The organism is Pantoea sp. A4, from assembly GCF_000295955.2.
Taxonomy (GTDB): Bacteria; Pseudomonadota; Gammaproteobacteria; order Enterobacterales; family Enterobacteriaceae; genus Pantoea; species Pantoea multigeneris.
Window position 1 is genome coordinate 50,225 of sequence record NZ_ALXE01000022.1, and the last position, 20,301, is coordinate 70,525.

The 20,301-nt window shown below is 52.8% G+C and carries 20 protein-coding genes; all 20 read left to right on the forward strand.

Features of this window, described 5'->3' with window-relative positions; all coding sequences use genetic code 11:
- Positions 1 to 354 precede the first annotated feature (354 nt).
- Positions 355 to 1,068 (forward strand): phosphonate metabolism transcriptional regulator PhnF, encoded by a 714-nt coding sequence (gene phnF, locus B880_RS0109175; protein WP_026042522.1) that lies wholly within the window; start codon positions 355 to 357, stop codon positions 1,066 to 1,068.
- Positions 1,068 to 1,514, forward strand: a complete 447-nt coding sequence (gene phnG / locus B880_RS0109180; protein ID WP_017347102.1) for a phosphonate C-P lyase system protein PhnG — start codon at positions 1,068 to 1,070, stop codon at positions 1,512 to 1,514. The genes phnF and phnG overlap by 1 nt, the downstream gene beginning before the upstream one ends.
- Positions 1,514 to 2,089: a phosphonate C-P lyase system protein PhnH gene (gene phnH / locus B880_RS0109185; RefSeq protein WP_017347103.1), complete on the forward strand. Its 576-nt coding sequence runs from the start codon at positions 1,514 to 1,516 to the stop codon at positions 2,087 to 2,089. The genes phnG and phnH overlap by 1 nt, the downstream gene beginning before the upstream one ends.
- Positions 2,089 to 3,165 (forward strand): carbon-phosphorus lyase complex subunit PhnI, encoded by a 1,077-nt coding sequence (locus tag B880_RS0109190; protein ID WP_017347104.1) that lies wholly within the window; start codon positions 2,089 to 2,091, stop codon positions 3,163 to 3,165. The genes phnH and B880_RS0109190 overlap by 1 nt, the downstream gene beginning before the upstream one ends.
- Complete coding sequence (locus tag B880_RS0109195) at positions 3,158 to 4,006, forward strand: alpha-D-ribose 1-methylphosphonate 5-phosphate C-P-lyase PhnJ (protein WP_017347105.1); 849 nt, start codon at positions 3,158 to 3,160, stop codon at positions 4,004 to 4,006. The genes B880_RS0109190 and B880_RS0109195 overlap by 8 nt, the downstream gene beginning before the upstream one ends.
- Positions 3,996 to 4,757 (forward strand): phosphonate C-P lyase system protein PhnK, encoded by a 762-nt coding sequence (gene phnK, locus B880_RS0109200; RefSeq protein WP_017347106.1) that lies wholly within the window; start codon positions 3,996 to 3,998, stop codon positions 4,755 to 4,757. The genes B880_RS0109195 and phnK overlap by 11 nt, the downstream gene beginning before the upstream one ends.
- Before the next feature lie 11 nt (positions 4,758 to 4,768).
- Positions 4,769 to 5,473 (forward strand): phosphonate C-P lyase system protein PhnL, encoded by a 705-nt coding sequence (gene phnL, locus B880_RS0109205; RefSeq protein ID WP_017347107.1) that lies wholly within the window; start codon positions 4,769 to 4,771, stop codon positions 5,471 to 5,473.
- Positions 5,470 to 6,606: an alpha-D-ribose 1-methylphosphonate 5-triphosphate diphosphatase gene (gene phnM, locus B880_RS0109210; protein ID WP_017347108.1), complete on the forward strand. Its 1,137-nt coding sequence runs from the start codon at positions 5,470 to 5,472 to the stop codon at positions 6,604 to 6,606. Before phnL ends, phnM begins: the two co-directional genes overlap by 4 nt.
- On the forward strand, positions 6,606 to 7,148 hold the full coding sequence (gene phnN, locus B880_RS0109215; RefSeq protein WP_017347109.1) for a ribose 1,5-bisphosphokinase: 543 nt from the start codon (positions 6,606 to 6,608) through the stop codon (positions 7,146 to 7,148). Before phnM ends, phnN begins: the two co-directional genes overlap by 1 nt.
- On the forward strand, positions 7,139 to 7,909 hold the full coding sequence (phnP, locus tag B880_RS0109220; protein ID WP_017347110.1) for a phosphonate metabolism protein PhnP: 771 nt from the start codon (positions 7,139 to 7,141) through the stop codon (positions 7,907 to 7,909). The genes phnN and phnP overlap by 10 nt, the downstream gene beginning before the upstream one ends.
- Positions 7,910 to 7,990: 81 nt before the next feature.
- A complete protein-coding gene (phnC, locus tag B880_RS0109225; protein WP_017347111.1) occupies positions 7,991 to 8,818 on the forward strand; it encodes a phosphonate ABC transporter ATP-binding protein in 828 nt (275 codons plus the stop codon).
- Between the two features lie 26 nt (positions 8,819 to 8,844).
- Positions 8,845 to 9,774, forward strand: a complete 930-nt coding sequence (gene phnD, locus B880_RS0109230) for a phosphonate ABC transporter substrate-binding protein (RefSeq protein WP_017347112.1) — start codon at positions 8,845 to 8,847, stop codon at positions 9,772 to 9,774.
- Between the two features lie 138 nt (positions 9,775 to 9,912).
- Positions 9,913 to 10,767: a phosphonate ABC transporter, permease protein PhnE gene (gene phnE, locus B880_RS0109235; protein WP_017347113.1), complete on the forward strand. Its 855-nt coding sequence runs from the start codon at positions 9,913 to 9,915 to the stop codon at positions 10,765 to 10,767.
- 3 nt (positions 10,768 to 10,770) lie between these two features.
- Complete coding sequence (gene phnE, locus B880_RS0109240; protein ID WP_017347114.1) at positions 10,771 to 11,655, forward strand: phosphonate ABC transporter, permease protein PhnE; 885 nt, start codon at positions 10,771 to 10,773, stop codon at positions 11,653 to 11,655.
- Positions 11,656 to 12,047: 392 nt separating this feature from the next.
- Positions 12,048 to 13,346, forward strand: coding sequence for an NCS2 family permease (locus tag B880_RS0109245; RefSeq protein ID WP_237761004.1), 1,299 nt, complete (start codon positions 12,048 to 12,050; stop codon positions 13,344 to 13,346).
- A gap of 173 nt (positions 13,347 to 13,519) precedes the next feature.
- Positions 13,520 to 13,867, forward strand: a complete 348-nt coding sequence (locus B880_RS0109250) for a MerR family transcriptional regulator (RefSeq protein WP_017347116.1) — start codon at positions 13,520 to 13,522, stop codon at positions 13,865 to 13,867.
- A gap of 274 nt (positions 13,868 to 14,141) precedes the next feature.
- Positions 14,142 to 15,086, forward strand: a complete 945-nt coding sequence (locus tag B880_RS25615; RefSeq protein ID WP_017347118.1) for a DapH/DapD/GlmU-related protein — start codon at positions 14,142 to 14,144, stop codon at positions 15,084 to 15,086.
- Positions 15,087 to 15,150: 64 nt separating this feature from the next.
- A complete protein-coding gene (locus B880_RS24870; RefSeq protein ID WP_017347119.1) occupies positions 15,151 to 16,860 on the forward strand; it encodes a chorismate pyruvate-lyase family protein in 1,710 nt (569 codons plus the stop codon).
- 21 nt (positions 16,861 to 16,881) lie between these two features.
- The gene (locus B880_RS25620) at positions 16,882 to 19,065 is read left to right on the forward strand and encodes a prenyltransferase/squalene oxidase repeat-containing protein (RefSeq protein ID WP_017347120.1); all 2,184 of its coding nucleotides are present in this window, start codon (positions 16,882 to 16,884) and stop codon (positions 19,063 to 19,065) included.
- A 51-nt stretch (positions 19,066 to 19,116) separates the two neighbouring features.
- On the forward strand, positions 19,117 to 20,301 hold the full coding sequence (locus B880_RS0109275; protein WP_017347121.1) for an MFS transporter: 1,185 nt from the start codon (positions 19,117 to 19,119) through the stop codon (positions 20,299 to 20,301).

Here is a 20,301-nt window from a genome sequence, read left to right on the forward strand (position 1 = left end):
ATTGTGTTAGCTGTTCGCTTAATTAAGAACTGCGTTTATTAGCGGATTTCAGGGTTTTTAATTAACTGTTTTCCTAATTTAAAATTTATTGTGCTTTTATCGTCTGTGTTTTTTTTACCACGAGAATGGGTTAACTTCACTTATCTCTCTTCCACTTTGCGATCCCTCTCGAAACCCTCGCGGTTGCGATCGCATTTTATTCGCTTCTCCGGGCAAACGCCCCGCTCAGGTAGATTCACCAAGCCGTCACTGGTCAGTCACGGTTCTGTCATTTCACTGCTGCAAGCTAACCGCCATTACGCAGCATCCCGTGCTGCATTACTCCACCCGAAAACCGATGGAGATTTGTCAGTGATGGAGATATCCAGACATCCGACCACTGTGTACCAGGCCGTTGCGGCGCAACTAGAACAAACGCTGCACGATCGTTATCGCAGCGGTGACTATTTGCCTTCTGAGCAACAACTGGCCGATCACTATGAAGTTAACCGACACACGCTGCGCCGTGCTGTTGATGAGCTGGTGAAAAAAGGTCTGCTCCAGCGCCGTCACGGCGTCGGGATTTTGGTGCTGATGCGGCCGTTTGATTACCCACTGCACGCTCAGGCGCGTTTCAGCCAGAACCTGCTGGAGCAGGGCAGTTGCCCAACCAGTGAGCGTCTGTTGGCTGTGTTGCGCCCCGCCAGTAGCGATATTGCCAGCGCGTTAGGGGTATCTGAGGGCAGTGAGATCATCCATTTGCGTACGCTGCGCCGGGTCAATGGCATTCCGGTCAGCGTGATCAATCACTACCTCGGCAATCTCGACCACTGGGAAACACTCCAGCGTTTTCAGCATGGCTCGCTGCACGACTTCCTGCGGCAGCAGTTGGATCTGCCACTCCAGCGTAGCCAGACCCGTATCAGTACCCGCCGTGCACAGGCTAAAGAGTGCCAGCAGCTAGAAATTGCCCTGCATGCGCCACTGCTTTGTGTGCGCACCCTGAATAAAAACGCGCACGGCTTGCCGGTGGAGTACTCCATCAGCCTGACGCGCGGTGACATGATTGAACTGACCCTGGAGCATTAATGGAACAGCACACCGCCCGCCAGCATTGGCTCTCTGTACTGTCACACAGTACGGCAGAGCAGTTGGATGCCCATTGGCAAACGCTGGAACTGAAACCTGATTTCACCCTGGTACGCCCGGCTGAAATTGGCCTGACTCGCCTTCAGGCGCGCGCCGGTGCCACCGGTCAGCGTTTTATTATGGGCGATGCCACGTTGACGCGTGCCGTCGTGGTGCTGGCCGACGGCACCCTGGGCTACAGCTACATTTTAGGCCGTGATAAAGCCCATGCAGAGCGCTGTGCGCTGCTGGATGCGCTGCTACAGCAGGCGGAAACCCGTGGGCTGCTGATGGAAAAAATTGTTACGCCGCTGGCGGCACTTCAGGCGGAGCAGCGTCAGCTACGCGCTCGCGAAGTAGCTAGCAGCAAAGTGGATTTCTTTACCCTGGTTCGTGGAGATAATTAATGACATTACTGGCAAGTTTTAACCATCCGGTGGCTGATGCCCAACGTGCTTTTCGTCGTATTCTCAAAGCGATGAGCGAACCCGGGGTGATGGTCTCTTTGCCGCTCCAGCAGGGATGGGGCGCATTGTCCCCGGCCGCCACGGCGGTGCTGTTAACGTTGGTGGATCAGGAAAGCTCGTTATGGATCGACCCGGCGGTAGACAACGATCAGCTGCGCGATAACGTCCGTTTTCATACCGGTGCGCCGATCACCGACAGCACCGATGCCCTGTTCGCGCTCAGCCATCATCAGGCCGCGCCCATCCCAACGCGCTTTGCAGCGGGGGACAACCTCTCTCCGGAAAAAAGCACTACGCTTATCGTGGAAGTGCCCTCACTGAATGGCGGGCTGACCCTGCGCCTGAGTGGTCCCGGCCTGCGCGAAGTCAGAGCTATAGCCCCACAGTTACCCGAAAGCGTGATTGAGTACCTGCGCAACCGCCCCCATCCGTTCCCGCAGGGGGTTGACCTGATCTTCACCTGTGGTGAAGCGATGATGGCCCTGCCACGCACCACTGACGTGGAGGTGTGCTGATGTATGTTGCGGTCAAGGGGGGCGAAAAGGCGATTGCCAACGCCCACCAGTTGCAGGCAGATTTACGGCGCGGTGAGCGCCAGGTTGATGAACTGGGTTGTGATCAAATCGAACAGCAATTAGGGCTGGCGGTCGATCGCGTGATGACCGAAGGTGGCATTTTCGACCCACAACTGGCCGCGCTGGCGATCAAACAAGCCAGCGGCGATCTGGTCGAGGCGATTTTCCTGCTGCGCGCCTACCGCACGACGCTGCCACGTCTGGCAGACAGTTTGCCGCTTCCAACCGGTGAGATGCGCATTGAGCGACGTATCTCGGCCATCTATAAAGATCTGCCCGGTGGGCAAGTGCTGGGACCCACTTACGATTACAGCCACCGCCTGCTGGATTTCACGCTGCTTGCCAACGGCGAAGCCCCGGTATCCCCCCAGGACAGAGACGCGCTGGCACAATCTTGCCCTCACGTGTTCACCATGATGAGCAAAGAGGAGCTGGCGGTTGCCGAACAGGATGATGGCAGCGAACCGCGTGATATTACGCGGGAGCCGCTGGATTTTCCTGCCGAACGTTCAGCCCGGCTGCAACAGTTAGTACGGGGCGATGAAGGCTTTCTGCTGGCGTTGGGCTACTCAACCCAGCGCGGCTATGGCCGCACCCACCCGTTTGCTGGTGAGATCCGCACGGGGTATCTCAGCGTGTCAATCTGCCCGGAAGAGCTAGGTTTTGCCTTTGAGATCGGTGAGATCCTGCTGACGGAATGCGAAATGGTGAATGGCATCACTCATCAGGAGAGCCAGCCGCCTAAGTTTACGCGGGGTTATGGCCTGGTGTTTGGGCGCGCAGAGCGCAAAGCCATGGCGATGGCGTTGGTCGATCGCGCTTTACAGACCCGCGAATACGCTGAGCGCATCACCAGCCCGGCGCAGGATGAAGAGTTTGTGCTGTCTCATGCCGATAACGTCGAGGCCGCAGGCTTCGTCTCTCACCTTAAATTACCGCACTACGTCGATTTCCAGGCCGAACTGGAGTTGCTGAAAAAGCTGCGTCAGGAGTATGAGGAACGCCAACATGGCTGAGTTACAGGGCTACAACAATGGCTATCTGGATGAGCAGACCAAGCGCAGTATTCGCCGGGCGATTATGAAAGCGGTGGCGATCCCGGGCTATCAGGTGCCGTTTGCCGGACGAGAAATGCCGATGCCCTATGGCTGGGGAACCGGGGGGATTCAGATCACCGCCAGTATTATTGGCGATGGAGACGTGCTAAAGGTGATTGACCAGGGCGCAGATGACACCACCAATGCGGTGTCAATTCGCCGCTTCTTCCAGCGCGTCAGCGGCGCGGCGACCACTGAGCGCACGCGGGATGCTACGCTGATCCAGACGCGTCACCGCATCCCGGAGACCCCGCTCGAAGAGGATCAGGTGCTGGTGTTTCAGGTGCCGATCCCAGAGCCGTTGCGCTTTATAGAACCGCGTGAAACCGAGACGCGCACGATGCACGCGCTGGAGGAGTACGGCGTAATGCAGGTGAAACTCTATGAAGATATTGCCCGTTATGGTCACATCGCCACCACCTACGCGTATCCGGTCAAAGTGAACGATCGCTATGTGATGGACCCTTCGCCGATCCCGAAATTTGATAATCCCAAAATGCACATGATGCCCGCACTGCAACTGTTTGGTGCCGGGCGAGAAAAACGCATTTACGCGTTGCCGCCTTATACCAAAGTGGAAAGTCTCGATTTCGACGACCATCCCTTCACCCTGCAACAGTGGGAAGAACCTTGCGCACTGTGCGGCTCGCGCCACAGTTATCTGGATGAAGTGGTAATGGATGACCAGGGCACGCGCATGTTTGTGTGCTCCGATACCGATTTTTGCCATCAGCAGCAGGAACAGAAAAATGCACAATGAACAACCGCTGCTCGCCGTCAATAACCTGACCCACTTATACGCACCGGGCAAAGGCTTTGAACAGGTCAGTTTCGATCTCTATCCCGGCGAGGTGTTAGGCATTGTTGGGGAGTCGGGTTCCGGCAAAACCACGCTGCTCAAAAGCCTCTCGGCACGTCTCATACCGCAGCAAGGCACGATTCACTACCAGGGTAACGATCTCTATCAGCAGGATGAAAGCGCACGCCGTCGTTTGCTGCGTACCGAATGGGGCGTGGTGCATCAACATGCGCTGGATGGCCTGCGCCCGCAGGTGACAGCGGGCGGCAATATTGGCGAACGGCTGATGGCCATTGGTCAGCGCCACTATGGCGAGATTCGGGCGACCGCCGCGCACTGGTTGCAGGAAGTGGAAATTGCCGCCAACCGTATTGACGATCTGCCCACGACATTTTCTGGCGGGATGCAGCAGCGCCTGCAAATCGCCCGCAATCTGGTGACTCAGCCCAAACTGGTGTTTATGGATGAGCCGACCGGCGGACTGGATGTTTCGGTGCAGGCGCGTTTACTCGATTTGCTGCGTACCCTGGTGCGGGAACTTAACCTCGCGGTGGTGATTGTGACGCACGATCTCGGCGTGGCGCGGTTACTCGCCCATCGGCTACTGGTAATGAAGCAAGGACGCGTTGTGGAAAATGGACTGACCGACCGCGTGCTGGACGATCCCCATCACCCTTATACCCAACTGCTGGTCTCTTCAGTGCTTAATTAACGGGGCTTTTTATGAAAACACAACTGCGGGTAGAAAAGCTGTGCAAGACCTTTGTGTTACATAACCAGAACGGTGTGATGCTGCCAGTATTACAGAATGCCTCGCTGGAAGTGGCTGCCGGTGAATGTGTGGTGCTGCATGGTCGTTCCGGCAGTGGTAAATCGACCCTGCTGCGCGCGCTGTACGGTAACTATCAGGCCAACAGTGGCCATATCTGGTTGCAGCATCAGGGGGAGTGGGTCGATATGGCGCAGGCTCCGGCGCGGCAGATCATCGCGATCCGTCGCCATACAGTTGGCTGGGTCAGCCAGTTTCTCCGCGTGATCCCTCGCGTCACCACGCTGGACATTGTGATGCAGCCGCTGCTGGAAAGAGGCGTCGAGCGCGCCTTTTGTGAGAAGCGAGCCAAAGAGCTGCTGACGCGACTGAATGTGCCAGAACGTTTGTGGGCGCTGGCACCGTCGACCTTTTCCGGTGGTGAGCAGCAGCGCGTCAATATTGCGCGCGGGTTTATCGCCGACTATCCGGTTTTGCTGTTGGATGAACCCACGGCTTCACTCGACAGCGCCAATAGTGCAGCGGTCGTCGAACTGATTGAACAGGCGCGTGCTCGCGGCACCGCCATTGTTGGTATTTTTCATGATGAAGGCGTGCGTGAACGGGTGGCGGATCGCCTGCACGTCATGCTGCCGGTGAATGCAGGAGTAGCAGTATGATTATCAATAATGTGGCTTTGGTGCTGGCGGATGAAGTGGTCAATGGATCACTCGAAATGCGGGATGGGCGCATTGCCAGTTTTAGCGAGAGCACCAGCCGCTCCCCGGCCGCCCTGGATGGCGCAGGCGCATACCTGTTGCCCGGCCTGGTTGAACTGCACACCGACAACCTGGATAAATTCTTTACCCCACGCCCTAAAGTTGACTGGCCAGCCCACTCGGCGATGAGCAGCCATGATGCGCTGATGGTCGCCAGCGGTATTACCACAGTGCTGGATGCGATTGGCGTCGGTGATGTGCGCGATGGCGGCCACCGCCGGGAAAACCTCGATAAGATGATCGATGCCATCCGTGACAGTAACCGCAAAGGGCTGAACCGGGCGGACCACCTGCTGCATTTACGTTGTGAACTGCCGCACTTCAGCACCTTACCGCTGTTTGAAGGCTTGATGAGTACGCCGGAACTGGCACTGGTCTCCCTGATGGATCACTCACCAGGCCAGCGGCAGTATGCCTCGCTGGAGAAATACCGCGATTACTACCAGGGCAAATATCATTTGAACGATGAGCAGATGGATGCGTTCGAGCGAGAGCAACTGGCGTTTGCCGCCGAATGGTCGCAGCCCAATCGCCAGGCGATTGCGGGTTTGTGTCGACAAAAAGGCATTGCCATTGCCAGCCACGATGACGCCACCGCGGCGCATGTGGCCGAATCCCATCAGGTAGGCAGCCAAATTGCGGAGTTTCCTACCACGCTGGAGGCGGCACGTGCTTCGCGCGCCTGCGGCATGCAGATTCTGATGGGCGCGCCGAACATCGTGCGCGGAGGATCGCACTCCGGCAACGTCGCGGCATGGCAACTGGCCGCTGAAGGACTGCTGGATATCCTTTCATCGGATTACTATCCCGCCAGCCTGCTGGATGCGGCATTCCGTCTGGCGGCAGATGAACACAATGGGCTGAGCCTGGCAGACGCGGTTGCTCTGGTCACGCGTAACCCGGCTCGGGCGCTGGGGTTAAACGATCGCGGGGTGATTGCCGAAGGATTACGTGCGGACCTGGTGCTGGTCCATACCGATCATGGTCATCCACACATTCGCCATGTGTGGAATCAGGGCAGGCAGGTGTACTGATGGCGCGCCTGATCTGGCTTACCGGGCCGTCTGGCGCGGGCAAAGATTCACTGCTCAACGCCTTGCGGGAAGTGCCCCCAGCCAGACTCTTGATCGCCCATCGTTACATTACCCGTGCTGCCGATGCGGGCGGGGAAAATCACATCGCCCTGACGCCCGCTGAATTTAGCCTGCGCGCTGCCAGCAATCTGTTTGCACTGCGCTGGGAGGCGCACGGTCATCAGTATGGCATTGGTGTGGAAGTGGATTTGTGGCTCCAGCGCGGGCTGGACGTGCTGGTTAACGGTTCCCGATTGCACTTGCCCGAGGCGCAGGCGCGCTACGGCGAACAGCTGGTGCCGGTTTGTCTGACGGTATCAGCACCGGTTTTGGCGGCGCGCCTGCAACAGCGTGGCCGGGAAACGGCGGAAGAGATTGCCCGACGGCTGGCGCGTGCCGCACAGCCGCTGCCGCCGGGCTGCTATCAACTGAACAACGATGGCGCACTGAGTGACACCGTGCTTCAACTGCGCCAGCTTCTGGAGGGTTCGGGATGCAACTGACTTTTCTCGGTACTGGCGGTGTGACGGGGGCACCGGTGCCCGGCTGCGACTGTCTGGCCTGTTTACGGGCGCTGAGCGATCGTCGCTGGCACCGCGCACCCTGTAGTGCGCTGATTGAGACCGGGAAGGAGCGTATCTTGCTCGATGCCGGACTGCCGCAGTTGGCACAGCGTTTTCCGCCAGGCAGCCTGTCACGCATTCTGCTGACCCACTACCACATGGACCATGTGCAGGGGCTGTTCGCCCTGCGCTGGGGAGTGGGGCACCCCATCCCGGTGTGGGGGCCGCCGGATGAGAAGGGCTGTGATGATCTGTATAAGCATCCGGGCCTGCTGGATTTCCGCCCCTCATTAACCCCTTTCGTGCCGCACGCCTTTGGTGAATTGCAGGTGACGCCGCTGCCGCTGCAACACTCGAAGCTCACGCACGGCTACCTGTTTAACTGGCAAGGCGCGCGGCTCGCGTGGCTGTGTGATACCTGTGGATTGCCGCCTGACACCGCTGACTTCCTGCGCGGGCAGCGCATTGAACACCTGGTGATTGACTGTAATGACCCGCCACGCGAAGCGGCAGGCAATCATAACGATATGACGCGGGCACTGGCGATCATTGAGCGGCTCCAGCCACGGTTTGCCTGGCTGACCCACCTTAGTCACGAAATGGACAACTGGCTACAGGATAACTCCCTACCTGACAACGTACTGCCCGCGCGGGATGGTATGACGCTGTCATTGGGGGTGGTGCACCCTGTCACAGTTTGATCACTGGAGTGTCATTCAGCTTTCATCCCGCTTGCCCGTAATAGGCCTCAATTTCAGACTACCGTAAACGGATGAATGAGTATGGCGCAGGCAATATTAAAAACGGCTTTTGATAACCCTCAGCCGTTTAGCCCCAGAGGGCATAAGATGCTGTCGGTCCAGGGATTGTGCAAGGCGTATGGTGAAAACCGCGTGCTGGATGACGTCAGTTTCGATCTTCATGCGGGTGAGTTGGTGGCAGTGATTGGCCGTTCCGGCGCAGGAAAATCGACGCTGCTGCACATGTTGAATGGCACCATCAGTACCTCGCAGGGTGCCATTTACAACCTCAGCAATCGCGATCAGCCGCAGGATGTGGCCCAGTTAAACCGCAGCCAGATGCGGGCATGGCGCAGTGAGTGCGGCATGATCTTTCAGGATTTCTGTCTGGTCCCCCGGTTGGATGTGATAACCAACGTGCTGCTGGGACGACTGAGTCAGACCTCGACCTTTAAGTCCTTCTTCAAAGTGTTTCCCGATACTGACCGCGCCCGTGCCATCGAACTGTTGCAGTGGATGAACATGTTACCCCAGGCGCTGCAAAGGGCGGAAAACCTCTCGGGTGGTCAGATGCAGCGCGTTGCCATCTGCCGCGCACTGATGCAGAACCCAAAAATTTTGCTGGCGGATGAGCCGGTTGCTTCCCTCGACCCGAAAAATACCAGGCGCATCATGGATGTGCTGCGTCAGGTCAGCGAGCAGGGCATCAGCGTGATGGTCAACCTGCACTCAATTGAACTGGTCAGGCAGTATTGTACCCGCGTGATTGGTATCCAGCGCGGCAAAGTCCTGTTCGACGGACACCCTTCAGACCTTACCGACAGCCTGTTACATGCGCTGTACGGTGATGAAATCAACCAGCTCCATTAACGCCTACGACAAGAGAACAACCTCGAATGAAACTGACAACATTAGCTTTATTGACTGGCGCTCTGGTGACTTTTGGCGCGCACGCAGCAGATGCTCCAAAGACGTTGAATCTGGGGATTCTGGGCGGTCAAAATGCCACCCAGCAGATTGGTGATAATCAGTGTGTGAAAGATTTCTTTGATAAAGAGCTGAATGTCGATACCAAACTCAACAACTCTTCTGACTACTCTGGCGTGATTCAGGGTCTGTTAGGTAAAAAAATCGACATGGTACTGAGCATGTCTCCTGCTTCTTATGCTTCGGTTTACCTCCAGGATCCAAAGGCGGTGGACGTTGTGGGTCTGGTGGTTGATGACAAAGATCAGTCGCGCGGCTATCACTCGGTGGTGATTGTTAAAGCCGACAGCCCGTATAAAAAGCTGGAAGATCTGAAAGGTAAATCGTTTGGTATGGCGGATCCAGATTCAACCTCGGGCTTCCTGATGCCTAACCAGGCGTTTAAGAAAGAGTTTGGTGGCAGCGTAGACGATAAATATAACGGCACGTTCTCCAGCGTGACCTTCTCAGGCGGCCACGAGCAGGACATTCTCGGCGTCTTAAATGGTCAGTTTGAAGGCGCGGTGACCTGGACTTCACTGGTGGGTGATTACAACAAGGGTTACACCTCAGGGGCTTTCACCCGCATGATGCGTATGGACCAGCCTGACCTGATGAAAAAAATCCGCATTATCTGGTCTTCACCGCTGATTCCTAACGGTCCGATTCTGGTGAGTAACAACCTGCCACCGGCATTTAAAGCGAAGCTGGTTCAGGCCATTAAAGACCTGGATAAGAACGATCACGCGTGCTTCATGAAAGCCGTGGGCGGCGCACAGCATATCGGTCCAGCGACCGTGGCGGATTATCAGAACATTATTGATATGAAGCGTGACCTGATGAAAGACAGCCGCAGCTAATTTCCTTCATCCCTTTCCCTCACCCCAACCCTCCCCCATAAACGGGAGAGGGAGCTGAGTGGTGCATGCATCTGTCCCCTCTCCCACTTGTGGGAGAGGGCTAGGGTGAGGGGGACCTTAAAACCAGAGAAGACACTCTTGACTGATTTCGAACGCTATTATCAACGTATCCGTAGCCAGCAGAAACGTGATTCTCTGCTGTGGTCGTTACTGCTGGTGGCCCTGTACCTGGCGGCGGGGAAGGTGGCGGAGTTCAACCTCCTCACCATTTGGCAATCATTGCCGCACTTTTTTGATTACCTGTATGAAATCATGCCGGTCTTGCACCTGCCGCTGCTGTTTGCCGATGGCAAAACGGAAGGCTCACTGGCCTACTGGGGCTATCGCCTGCATTTCCAACTGCCGCTGATTTGGGAAACCATTCAACTGGCGCTGGCTTCCACCATCATTTCCGTCTTTATCGCGGGGATACTTGCATTTTTCGCGGCCGATAATACCCAATCTCCCCCGGGCCTTCGGTTCGCCATTCGCTCACTGGTGGCTTTTCTGCGTACCATGCCGGAACTGGCATGGGCGGTGATGTTCGTCATGGCGTTTGGCATTGGTGCGATTCCAGGATTTCTGGCTTTAGCGCTGCACACCGTGGGCAGCCTGACCAAATTGTTCTATGAGGCAATCGAAAGCGCGTCTGACAAGCCGGTGCGTGGGCTGGCTGCCTGTGGCGCCTCACGTCTGCAACGGATGCGCTTTGCTTTTTGGCCGCAGGTAAAACCGCTGTTTCTCTCCTACAGCTTTATGCGCCTTGAAATCAACTTCCGCTCATCGACCATTCTCGGGCTGGTGGGGGCAGGGGGCATCGGTCAGGAGCTGATGACCAATATCAAACTCGACCGTTTTGATCAGGTGAGCATCACCATGCTGCTGATCATTATTGTGGTTTCACTGCTGGATACGCTGTCTGGCTGGTTACGCCGTCGCGTAGTTGAGGGTTAAACAATGATGACGCTGGTCCCCGATCTCGACAAAATTAAACAGGAGCATGCCGCGCTGTTCAGCGCCCAGTCGCGCTATCTGCGCCGCCTGGCCATAGTGGCATTAGCGATTACTGTTTACTATCTGCTGTTCTTTCTCTATTTCGGCATTCCGTGGGCGCGTGCTGCGCAAGGTATGGAGCAGCTCGGGCACTATTTTGTCCGCATGTTTATCTGGCAGGATGTCGCTAACTGGCCGTTTGCTTATTACTTCTCGCAGATCGGTATTACCCTGGCGATCGTCTTCTCCGGAACCCTTACCGCCTCACTGCTGGCGTTGCCTCTCTCGTTTTTTGCGGCACGCAACGTGATGCATGAGCCTGCCTTGCGCCCGGTGGCCTTAGTGGTGCGGCGTCTGCTGGATATTTTACGCGGCATCGATATGGCGATTTGGGGGCTGATTTTCGTGCGTGCGGTGGGGATGGGGCCACTGGCCGGCGCGTTGGCGATCATCATGCAGGATGTTGGCCTGCTGGGGAAACTGTATGCTGAAGGCCATGAAGCGGTAGAGCGTTCTCCCAGTCGTGGACTTGGGGCGGTGGGCGCAAACAGCCTGCAAAAGCACCGTTTTGGCATTTTTACCCAGTCATTCCCCAGCTTTCTCGCCCTGAGTCTGTATCAGATTGAGTCCAACACCCGTTCAGCGGCGGTGCTGGGGTTTGTTGGTGCGGGCGGTGTCGGGCTGGTCTATGCCGAAAATATGCGGTTATGGAACTGGGATGTCGTCACCTTTATTACCCTGGTGCTGGTGGTGGTGGTCATGACGATGGACGTGATCTCCAGTCGTCTGCGCAAGCGTTACATTACCGGTAAGCCGGTGCCGTTATGGCAACCGCACAGCGTCGATTAAAAAACCTTCCCATTGCGTCGCACGCAGGTCAAAACGGCCTGCGTGATGCCCCCCTCAGCCCGACGCAAACGATTAAATCCGTTGCACATTTACCGGGCGATGCACCATAATCGCGCTTTCATTTGGTTCAGAGGATTCTGAATCAGGATACGCAACCGTTTTCGTTGCAAGCGCTGTAATGGCATAGCGCTTGCTATGCTATCAGGGAGTTATACCGGGAGAGTCGCAACGGACAGCAGCGCTTACCCCATGATGTGGGTTCTCCCCGCGCGATAGCCGAGGCGAGCATACCGTCCCGGCGTCGTTTTTTAGCGCAAAACAATAATGCGTATGCATATTCCCTATTGGCAAGAGAGAAAGCACCTGTGTGCCGTCTCCTCGAATGAGAGATGATGATGTTAGATAAACTATTCCAGCTTAAAGCGCACAACACCACGGTGCGTACTGAAGTGATTGCCGGGCTGACCACCTTCCTGGCGATGGCGTATATCCTGTTTGTTAACCCGTCGATCCTGAGCGCAACCGGGATGGATAAAGGTTCAGTGTTTGTCGCCACCTGTCTCGCGGCGGCGATTGGCTCGCTGCTGATGGGCTTAATTGCCAACTATCCTATCGCGCTGGCACCGGGTATGGGCCTTAATGCCTTCTTTACCTACACGGTGGTGCTGCACATGGGCTACAGCTGGCAGATCGCGCTGGGTGCGGTATTCCTCTCCGCTGTGCTGTTCTTTGCCCTGTCGATTTTCAAAATTCGCGAATGGATCATTGCCAGTATTCCACTGCCGCTGCGTGCCGGTATTGCCGCAGGCATCGGTCTGTTCCTGGCGCTGATTGCCCTGGAAGGAGCGGGCGTGGTGGTAGATAACCCAGCGACCCTGGTCGGAATGGGCGATCTCACCAAGCCGGGTCCACTGATGGCGATCCTCGGTTTCCTGATCATTGTGGTACTGGAAGCACGTCGTGTGACCGGCGCGGTGTTGATCGGTATTCTGGTGATTACTATTCTGTCGATGCTGCTGGGTCTGACCCCGTTTGCGGGCGTGTTCTCTGCACCGCCTTCACTGGCACCGACTTTCCTGCAGCTGGATATTAAAGGCGCACTGAACGTTGGCCTGGTGAGCGTGGTATTTGCCTTCCTGTTTGTGGATGTGTTCGATAATACCGGCACCCTGCTGGGCGTGACCAAGCGTGCAGGACTGGCGGATGAGCAGGGCAACCTGCCAAAAATGGGCCGTGCTCTGGTAGCAGACAGTGCGGCTGCGCTGTTCGGTTCACTGTTAGGCACCTCAACCACCACCAGCTACGTAGAATCTGCCGCCGGTGTGAGTGCCGGTGGACGTACCGGCCTGACAGCGGTAGTCGTGGCGATTCTGTTCCTGCTGAGCCTGTTCTTCTCGCCGCTGGCCTCTAGCGTACCCGCTTATGCGACCGCGCCTGCACTGCTGTTTGTGGCAGTACTGATGACTTCCGGTCTGGCGGAAATCGACTGGAAAGATATCACCACCGCCGCGCCAGTGACCGTTACCGCATTGACCATGCCGTTGACCTACTCAATTGCCAACGGTATCGCTTTCGGTTTCATCACCTGGACCGTGGTTAAATTGCTGACCGGTCGCCTGAAAGAGATCAACATCGCACTGGTGATTTTATCGCTGCTGTTTGTGATTAAATTGGGTTGGTTGAGCGCCTGATTCGCAGCCCCTCCCGCGTTTCAAGAAACCGAATGCCCCTGGGTATTCGGTTTTTTTTTTGCGTTGAACTGGCTACCACTCCCCGAACACCGTCACTGCCTGAGGCTGCTGGACTTAAGCTATCTTAATGTGATGCAATAGATTTTCGCATGGATCTTCTCACAGGAGCGACGATGAGAATTGGTGAGCTTTCAGCCAGCACGGGTATCAGCGAAAGGATGCTGCGCTACTATGAACAGGAAAAGTTACTCAGCCCGAAACGCAGTGCCGCCGGTTATCGTGAATATTCTCTGGCAGATAAAGAGAGAGTTGAGCGTATTCGCTTATTAAATAGCAGTGGGGTTAAAATTGAGAGCATACGGCTGCTGTTGCCCTGCATGCTTGACGACGGAAATGGCTTCTCACCCTGCAAAATCGCCATAGACATTCTGCAACAGGAAGTGCAGAAGCTAGAAGCCAAACTACAAGAGTTCACAGAAAGTAAGAGAATTGTCGAAGATTTCCTGAACACAATTGAGTAATCCCGCATAGATTCCTGTCCCTGGCCAAATGAATGAGCCTAGTAATAACCCTGACAGCACTGTCAGGGTCAATAATTATTTTCCTGAAAAAATAAAATATACATATTCGATAAAGTTATTTGACCAAGAATAACCTGTTGCCGCACTGTAAAAGCGTCTTAATCACCTCTGTAAATATAAATAATTTGTCGTAAACATTGGTTTTTTCGGGTTTTAATAGCGCCATCATAAAATTGTCAGATGGTAGGTTTTCAATCCTGAAAGGGAATTCCAGATGAAATCTCATTCGCAATGTTTAAAAGAAAAATCGTTGGATATTCTACAGGAAGTCGTGAGGCTGATAGAAGATAAAGTAAGAGTAGAACATCACTCTCGCTTAGGAAATAACGTCTGGATACGTTACGGTTCAAAATTAATAAATGCAGATGTTGGTGATATGACTTTTATCGGCTTTAACTGTCATATTGAAAACACCTGGATTGGAAACCATTGTCAGATTGCTACGGGAGTTCACATTGGCAGCTTCTCATCACTGCCAACAATCATTGAGGATAATGTGTGGATTGGCGCCAGAGCCTGGATTGCCCCCGGTGTGAGAATCGGACGTGGTGCAGTCATCGGTGCCGGAGCGTGGATCACAAATAACATTGAGGAAAACACTATTGTAACAGGCAGGAATCAAATTAAAAAAAAGAATAGAGAATATATCACGGATAGCTCACCTTCGTTTTCAGATATTTTGAGGATGAAACTATCAAGGCCATCAAATCCTGTTTCTGCCGAAGCTTTAAAATATTTCCATGAGACTGAAACCTGTTATCTCGATGTTGATCTTACTCTATTAGGTGGGTGTGAAATCGAGTCCGAAGTGATAATGATGGGGCGTCAGAAGGGGCCTTCTGACCAGGGAGGCATCAGCGTTGGACGATACACGAGGATTCAGCGAAAATCAGTATTAGAAGGCGCTGGAGGGATCGAAATTGGTCACAACACATTAATTGGAGAAGATAGCCTGCTGATTTCCAACACTCACGATTTTACCTTTCAGTCTCTACCCTGGAAAGCAGCAAAAGTCATTATTGGCAACAATGTGATCATTGGAAAAGGAAGTACTCTGGTAGGTCCGGCAACCATACCTGATAACAGCGTAGTTATGCCTGGTTCGTTGATTGTCGGTAAAAACTATCGTGAGCGTTATATTTTTGGCTTATTTAATTAAATATAAGGGATAAGAATATATGCACCTTCTCTTTGCTCCAAATTCAACGGGCTCAGGGCATAACATGCGTACCCTGGCAATTATAAAACAAGTCAGAGTGGTGGATCCGCAGGCGAAAATCACTGTAGTGCTATTATCTTTAAAAAATATATTTTATAAGTTATATAAACAGGAAGGCTGTAAAGTTGTTATTTTGAGTAATGAGATCAGTGATCACTCAAAAGTTAGCCATTTGAGTAAGAAAATGAATTGGGAAAGCTACATCGATGGTTATATTTCCTCTGCTTTTCTCAATGGCGGATTAATCTTAAAATATACTGCCCTTTACATTAAATATCAGCCAGATCTTATCGTTAGCGATTACAATTTATCGGCATCCGCAGCAGCACATATTGCCAACTTCCCGCACGCACTGGTGACGGAGCGCTACGACTTCACGTTGTTTCAAATCAGTAACCGTGAACTTAACAGTGCCGGGTTTACGCTAAACAAAACTGAAATTTCAGATGCACGTGCGTCATTGCATCGTATTTTTAGCGGCATCATAAACTCGGCACGCATCATCCTTACTGATAAACCTTATATCGCAAGCCTTGATAAAGATACCGCACTGGAAAGTGCGTCAAAAGAGGGAAAAGTCAGATTCGTTGGCCCAATGACCAGAGAAATAAATACGGCAGATGAATCAATTGATCCCGAATATTTCACTCGCCTCGGATTGAATATCTCCATAAAAGATAAGCTGATTGTAGCTTCAGTTGGAGGTACAACCATGTTTATCGATAATAAGCAGAAATTAATTGATCGCTACATTTCCCTCTATGAGCAACTCAGTAAAGAAATAGATTCACTCAAAATGGTGCTAATCTCCCGTGAAAAAATAACCTGCCCAGCGGGCATCACCGTATTTGACTATATTCCAGATTGGCTACCCTTACTCAAGCGCGCCGATTTACTGCTCTCGGCTCCTGGTTGGATCACCGTAACTGAAGTGGCTTTAGTTCGCGTACCGGTGATTTATATTTTGGCTGATAAAAGTGAGTACCATGAGTTCGAAGCAAGTAAGAGACTGAAGATTATAGGTTTTGAAAGTCTGGTTAACCCGCCTTTGCCGCTATTAGTACAACGTGTAAGGCAAAAACTACGGCAGAAGCGCAAAATAAAATTCCAACCTTATGATGCATTAGCACCATTTTCTAATGGTGCTAATGCTGCGGCCCAATATTTGCTGCGATCGGCTCTGCCTGTTAATAATAATTCCTTACCGGCACCCGCTGATGCAAAGGTTACGCGGATGTTGTTATCCAATACCGGTTCTACCACCGTACTGCTTGAATCACTTTTTGATACGAAAATTAGTGTTGAGGTTCTGGTTCAGCACAAACAGTTTCAATTATCCAAAATTGAGCAACAAACGTTACAGCCGTTTTTTGATTTACAGCATGGCGAGCTAACGCGACGTGAGTCCCGCTTGTTCAGTCAACAAGGGGATCTCTTGTGTCAGGCTACCGTATTTTACCAGTCTGAAACAGCAGTCAACATCCCGACACAACAGGATATTACGCCCCTTGGAAAAATGCTGATGAGTAATAGCATCAGACAGCATCGCCATATTATCTCGACTGGCACAACAGTCTGGCTGTCTGCGCAAGGGCAACGTGCCTGTGCTTTTAAGGAATACATCATTAATTGCGAGGGGGAAAAAAATATCTACGTACGCGAAGAATTTAATCCGGAATTTATTGCTTTGCTACCGCAGGCCGCAGTGGCTTGATTTTCTACAAGGAGTTGGAAGATGACCACATTACAGCATTTTATTGATCACAATCTGCTTGACTCGCCTTACGGTATTCCTGCCGTACTGGGAAGAACCAAGCATGAACAGTTGACTGATGGCTACCTGCTACGCGATGTTGCGCTGGGTGTTATCACGCTTTACGAACGTGGACAGCCTGTGCAGGCTGCAACGTTATTTACCACCCGCTTTAATCGCTACCACGATGACGAACACAGCGGCTATCACGAGCTCTTAGATAGCACAGGCGTGGTAAATATTATCGGGCAGGTACGAAACAGTAAAAATCAGGCACTGGCACTATTAGCTGAGTTTATCAATAACACGCTGATTGTACGCACTACACCTGCGGAGATTTATGAACAGCGACTTAATCATCTTTTGGATTGTCTTGAGCAGCACGGATGGCCGGAGACGCTCAGTCGTGATAGCCAGCGTGTGATTGACAGTACCCGTAAGCTTTCTACCATTGCGGTATTGGCCATTGTCTGGAGCTTTATAGCCCAGCAAAACGGAACAAAAGAAACCCAGGTTAATCGAGATCGTTTGGTTAGACAGCTTCTCGCATTTCGAACCCAACCAGGCTTTGCCGCCCGACTTGATACGCATGGAGCACCTGATTTAAATCATGGTTATCTGCTGGCAAGCAGTGCCTTGGCTGCCAGTGCCTGGAACGCATTGGCACAAAGCGGTGTTGCTGAAGCACAGCAGCAGAGCCATGGAATTCTCCAGCATATTGCTCGCCATCATCAACACGTAGGTAATCATGGATTCTGGGATCGCATTAACGGCGATGGTCGAGTAGAGGTTGATGCTATCGGGTTCGCCGTGGGGACGTTGCTATCACCTTTTCCAGTCAAAAATATGCGTGATCACGCACTGGCTTTGTTTGCCAGCAAAGGCTGGTTGAAGCAGCAGCATGATGATGAGATTGCTAAACTGGCAGATCAACTTGAAACAGAGCTTTCTCGCTACAGTGATGCGGAGCAGGGCGGGATATTTCAGGGACAGGGAAGCTGGTTTTCCACGCCATCGGATGCAACAGTGCCACTGGCGCGTCACGTTATGGTACGTCAGCCGCGTAAAGGCAGTTTTAGCGTGGGTAACACGTCCTATATTCCCTTCAGTGAGAAGCATGCTGATACTCAGCTTCTGGCATTTTTAGCGGAAGCCTCCGGGCAACAGAATCCATATACAGATCAAAGCGCTGACGTACTGGAAACCAGCGCAGTGCGGCAAAATTTGTTTCCCGCCACGCAAGGTACACTAACGCCAGGTGTGATTGATTTACCTGCCTACCTAAACTGGTCACGTCAGACCGCGTCGGGCTATGGTTTTGGACTGACACCTTATCGATCCCCCTTAGGCCTGCGTTCGGATATCACTCCACAAATCTTCTCTGCACTGCATGTAGTTTCAGATTTTAGCGTTCTGGGCATCGATGTTGAGCATGAAGATGCCTTGATTGCTGGCATTCAAAGTGCGCAAAACAGGGACGGTGGTTTTTCTGAACAACCCGGTTTACCTTCCGAAGTATTCACAACTTACTGTGCGGCACTGACGGGCGTTATTTTGCAACGACCCGAATTCAATATTCCTGCCTGCATTGATTTCGTCAATCGCAGCCAACATGCGGATGGTGGCTTCGGCAATACGCCGGGCTACGTGAGTGATGTGTGGCATACCAACCTTGCCGTACTAACTCTGGTGGGGCTGGGACACCAAATTGCCCGACGCTCCTCCCTCGTCAACTATCTCCTGAATTGCCGTAACCGTGATGGTGGGTATGGCAATCAGCCCGGTCTGACGTCAGACGTATTTGCGACTTTTCGGGCTGTAAGTACGCTACTGGCATTAGGGCTCGTGCCGCCACAGGCCGATGTTACCCGTTCATGGATTAAAGCGTTGCAAACGGAAGATGGAGGATTTCGTTATCGCGAACAGGGCGCTGAGAGTTTTGTCGGCAGTTATCACGCAATTGCAGCGCTATATATTTTGCACGATTTTCCCGTATCCAGAGAGCAATGCATACGCTGGATAAGTGCGCGGCAAAGTGCGGATGGCGGCTTTGCCAGAAAACCGCAGCTTCCATCCGAAACCACAGATGAAGGATTTATTGCTATTCAGGCACTGCACATGTTGGAGGGGAAACTCAATCCATGGTGGGCAACATTAATTACCTGATTTAGCTGAAAGACGAAATAGCCCTGTCTGGCATTATTCAAAAGGATTGTTATGAAAGCATCAATTGGTTCATCAACGGTGGCTTGGTTGTCATTTGCCACTATGTTTGTTATCGGCACAGATACGTTTATTGTTGCGCCTTTATTACCCACACTCAGCGGATTATTTCAAATTGATCCCGCTATTTCGGGCTGGATGGTGAGCGCCTATGCTTTAGGCTATGCATGCTTTGCGTTAATTTCAGGGCCTGTGTCTGATTTCGCCAATCGGCGTACGGTATTACTGCTCGGTTTGATTGCCTTTAGTCTGACCACCGCACTCTGTGGTTTTGCTACTGGTTTTTGGTCGATGATCATATTCCGTTTTCTCGCTGGCGTCAGTGCGGCATTTGTTTCCCCGCAAATTTGGGCCTCTATTCCGCTGCTGGTGCCACGTGAGAGCATAATCAAAACGATGGGAGCGGCGACTGCGGGCCTGGCTATTGCCCAAATTGTTGGTATACCGGTGGGGAGTTACCTGGCGATTCTGTCATGGAAATATGCTTTCTGGGCATTAGGTGGTGCTTCCTTGCTTTTGTTGTTCCTGCTGGCGGGGCTATTTCCTTCACTGCCTGGAAACCGTGGTCAGCAGGCATTTTCTTTTACGTCTTCCTATCGCCATATTTTGCAAAACTCGACGCTAAAAGCCTATCTGTTAGGTTATTTGATTTTTCAAACCGGAAATTTTGAAGCCATATCTTTCTTCGGTTCATGGCTATTTAAAGACTTTGGATTAGACGTAACGGCGATTGGTCGTTCGATGATTGCAATTGGGGTAGGGAATGCGATTGGGTCGCTATGGGGAACGCGGCTGGTAAAATATATTGGACTGCCCCGTTCTTTATTGATCTCATTCCTGCTGTTAGTGGTGCTTTACGCGTTAACACCATTTGCTTCAACGCAAACCAGTGCAGTAGCCATTTTGACCATTATTATGATGGTGGCTGGTTTCGCTTTTGCACTGTTCATGGGGACGTTGCAGTCGCAAGCGGATGGCGCTCGGGGCACCGTTTCTTCACTGGCAAATGCTTGTATGTATATTGGTGCTACCCTTGGCGGTATTGTGGGCGGTCAGTTGCTCCAGCGGTTTGCAGGGTTTAGTGGTGTGGCAACGTTCACCGTGATTTGCTACCTCTTATCTTTCTTTATTTACAACTCGGCTGGTGCGTTTAAAGCCAGAGCGACTCAAGCGAACTAA

Excerpts from the sequence above, each read along its gene's own strand:
- phnF (WP_026042522.1), top strand. The coding sequence starts at position 355 with ATGGAGATATCCAGACATCCGACCACTGTGTACCAGGCCGTTGCGGCG.
- phnG (WP_017347102.1), top strand. The coding sequence starts at position 1,068 with ATGGAACAGCACACCGCCCGCCAGCATTGGCTCTCTGTACTGTCACAC.
- phnH (WP_017347103.1), top strand. The coding sequence starts at position 1,514 with ATGACATTACTGGCAAGTTTTAACCATCCGGTGGCTGATGCCCAACGT.
- B880_RS0109190 (WP_017347104.1), top strand. The coding sequence starts at position 2,089 with ATGTATGTTGCGGTCAAGGGGGGCGAAAAGGCGATTGCCAACGCCCAC.
- B880_RS0109195 (WP_017347105.1), top strand. The coding sequence starts at position 3,158 with ATGGCTGAGTTACAGGGCTACAACAATGGCTATCTGGATGAGCAGACC.
- phnK (WP_017347106.1), top strand. The coding sequence starts at position 3,996 with ATGCACAATGAACAACCGCTGCTCGCCGTCAATAACCTGACCCACTTA.
- phnL (WP_017347107.1), top strand. The coding sequence starts at position 4,769 with ATGAAAACACAACTGCGGGTAGAAAAGCTGTGCAAGACCTTTGTGTTA.
- phnM (WP_017347108.1), top strand. The coding sequence starts at position 5,470 with ATGATTATCAATAATGTGGCTTTGGTGCTGGCGGATGAAGTGGTCAAT.
- phnN (WP_017347109.1), top strand. The coding sequence starts at position 6,606 with ATGGCGCGCCTGATCTGGCTTACCGGGCCGTCTGGCGCGGGCAAAGAT.
- phnP (WP_017347110.1), top strand. The coding sequence starts at position 7,139 with ATGCAACTGACTTTTCTCGGTACTGGCGGTGTGACGGGGGCACCGGTG.
- phnC (WP_017347111.1), top strand. The coding sequence starts at position 7,991 with ATGGCGCAGGCAATATTAAAAACGGCTTTTGATAACCCTCAGCCGTTT.
- phnD (WP_017347112.1), top strand. The coding sequence starts at position 8,845 with ATGAAACTGACAACATTAGCTTTATTGACTGGCGCTCTGGTGACTTTT.
- phnE (WP_017347114.1), top strand. The coding sequence starts at position 10,771 with ATGATGACGCTGGTCCCCGATCTCGACAAAATTAAACAGGAGCATGCC.
- B880_RS0109245 (WP_237761004.1), top strand. The coding sequence starts at position 12,048 with ATGATGTTAGATAAACTATTCCAGCTTAAAGCGCACAACACCACGGTG.
- B880_RS0109250 (WP_017347116.1), top strand. The coding sequence starts at position 13,520 with ATGAGAATTGGTGAGCTTTCAGCCAGCACGGGTATCAGCGAAAGGATG.
- B880_RS25615 (WP_017347118.1), top strand. The coding sequence starts at position 14,142 with ATGAAATCTCATTCGCAATGTTTAAAAGAAAAATCGTTGGATATTCTA.
- B880_RS24870 (WP_017347119.1), top strand. The coding sequence starts at position 15,151 with ATGCGTACCCTGGCAATTATAAAACAAGTCAGAGTGGTGGATCCGCAG.
- B880_RS25620 (WP_017347120.1), top strand. The coding sequence starts at position 16,882 with ATGACCACATTACAGCATTTTATTGATCACAATCTGCTTGACTCGCCT.
- B880_RS0109275 (WP_017347121.1), top strand. The coding sequence starts at position 19,117 with ATGAAAGCATCAATTGGTTCATCAACGGTGGCTTGGTTGTCATTTGCC.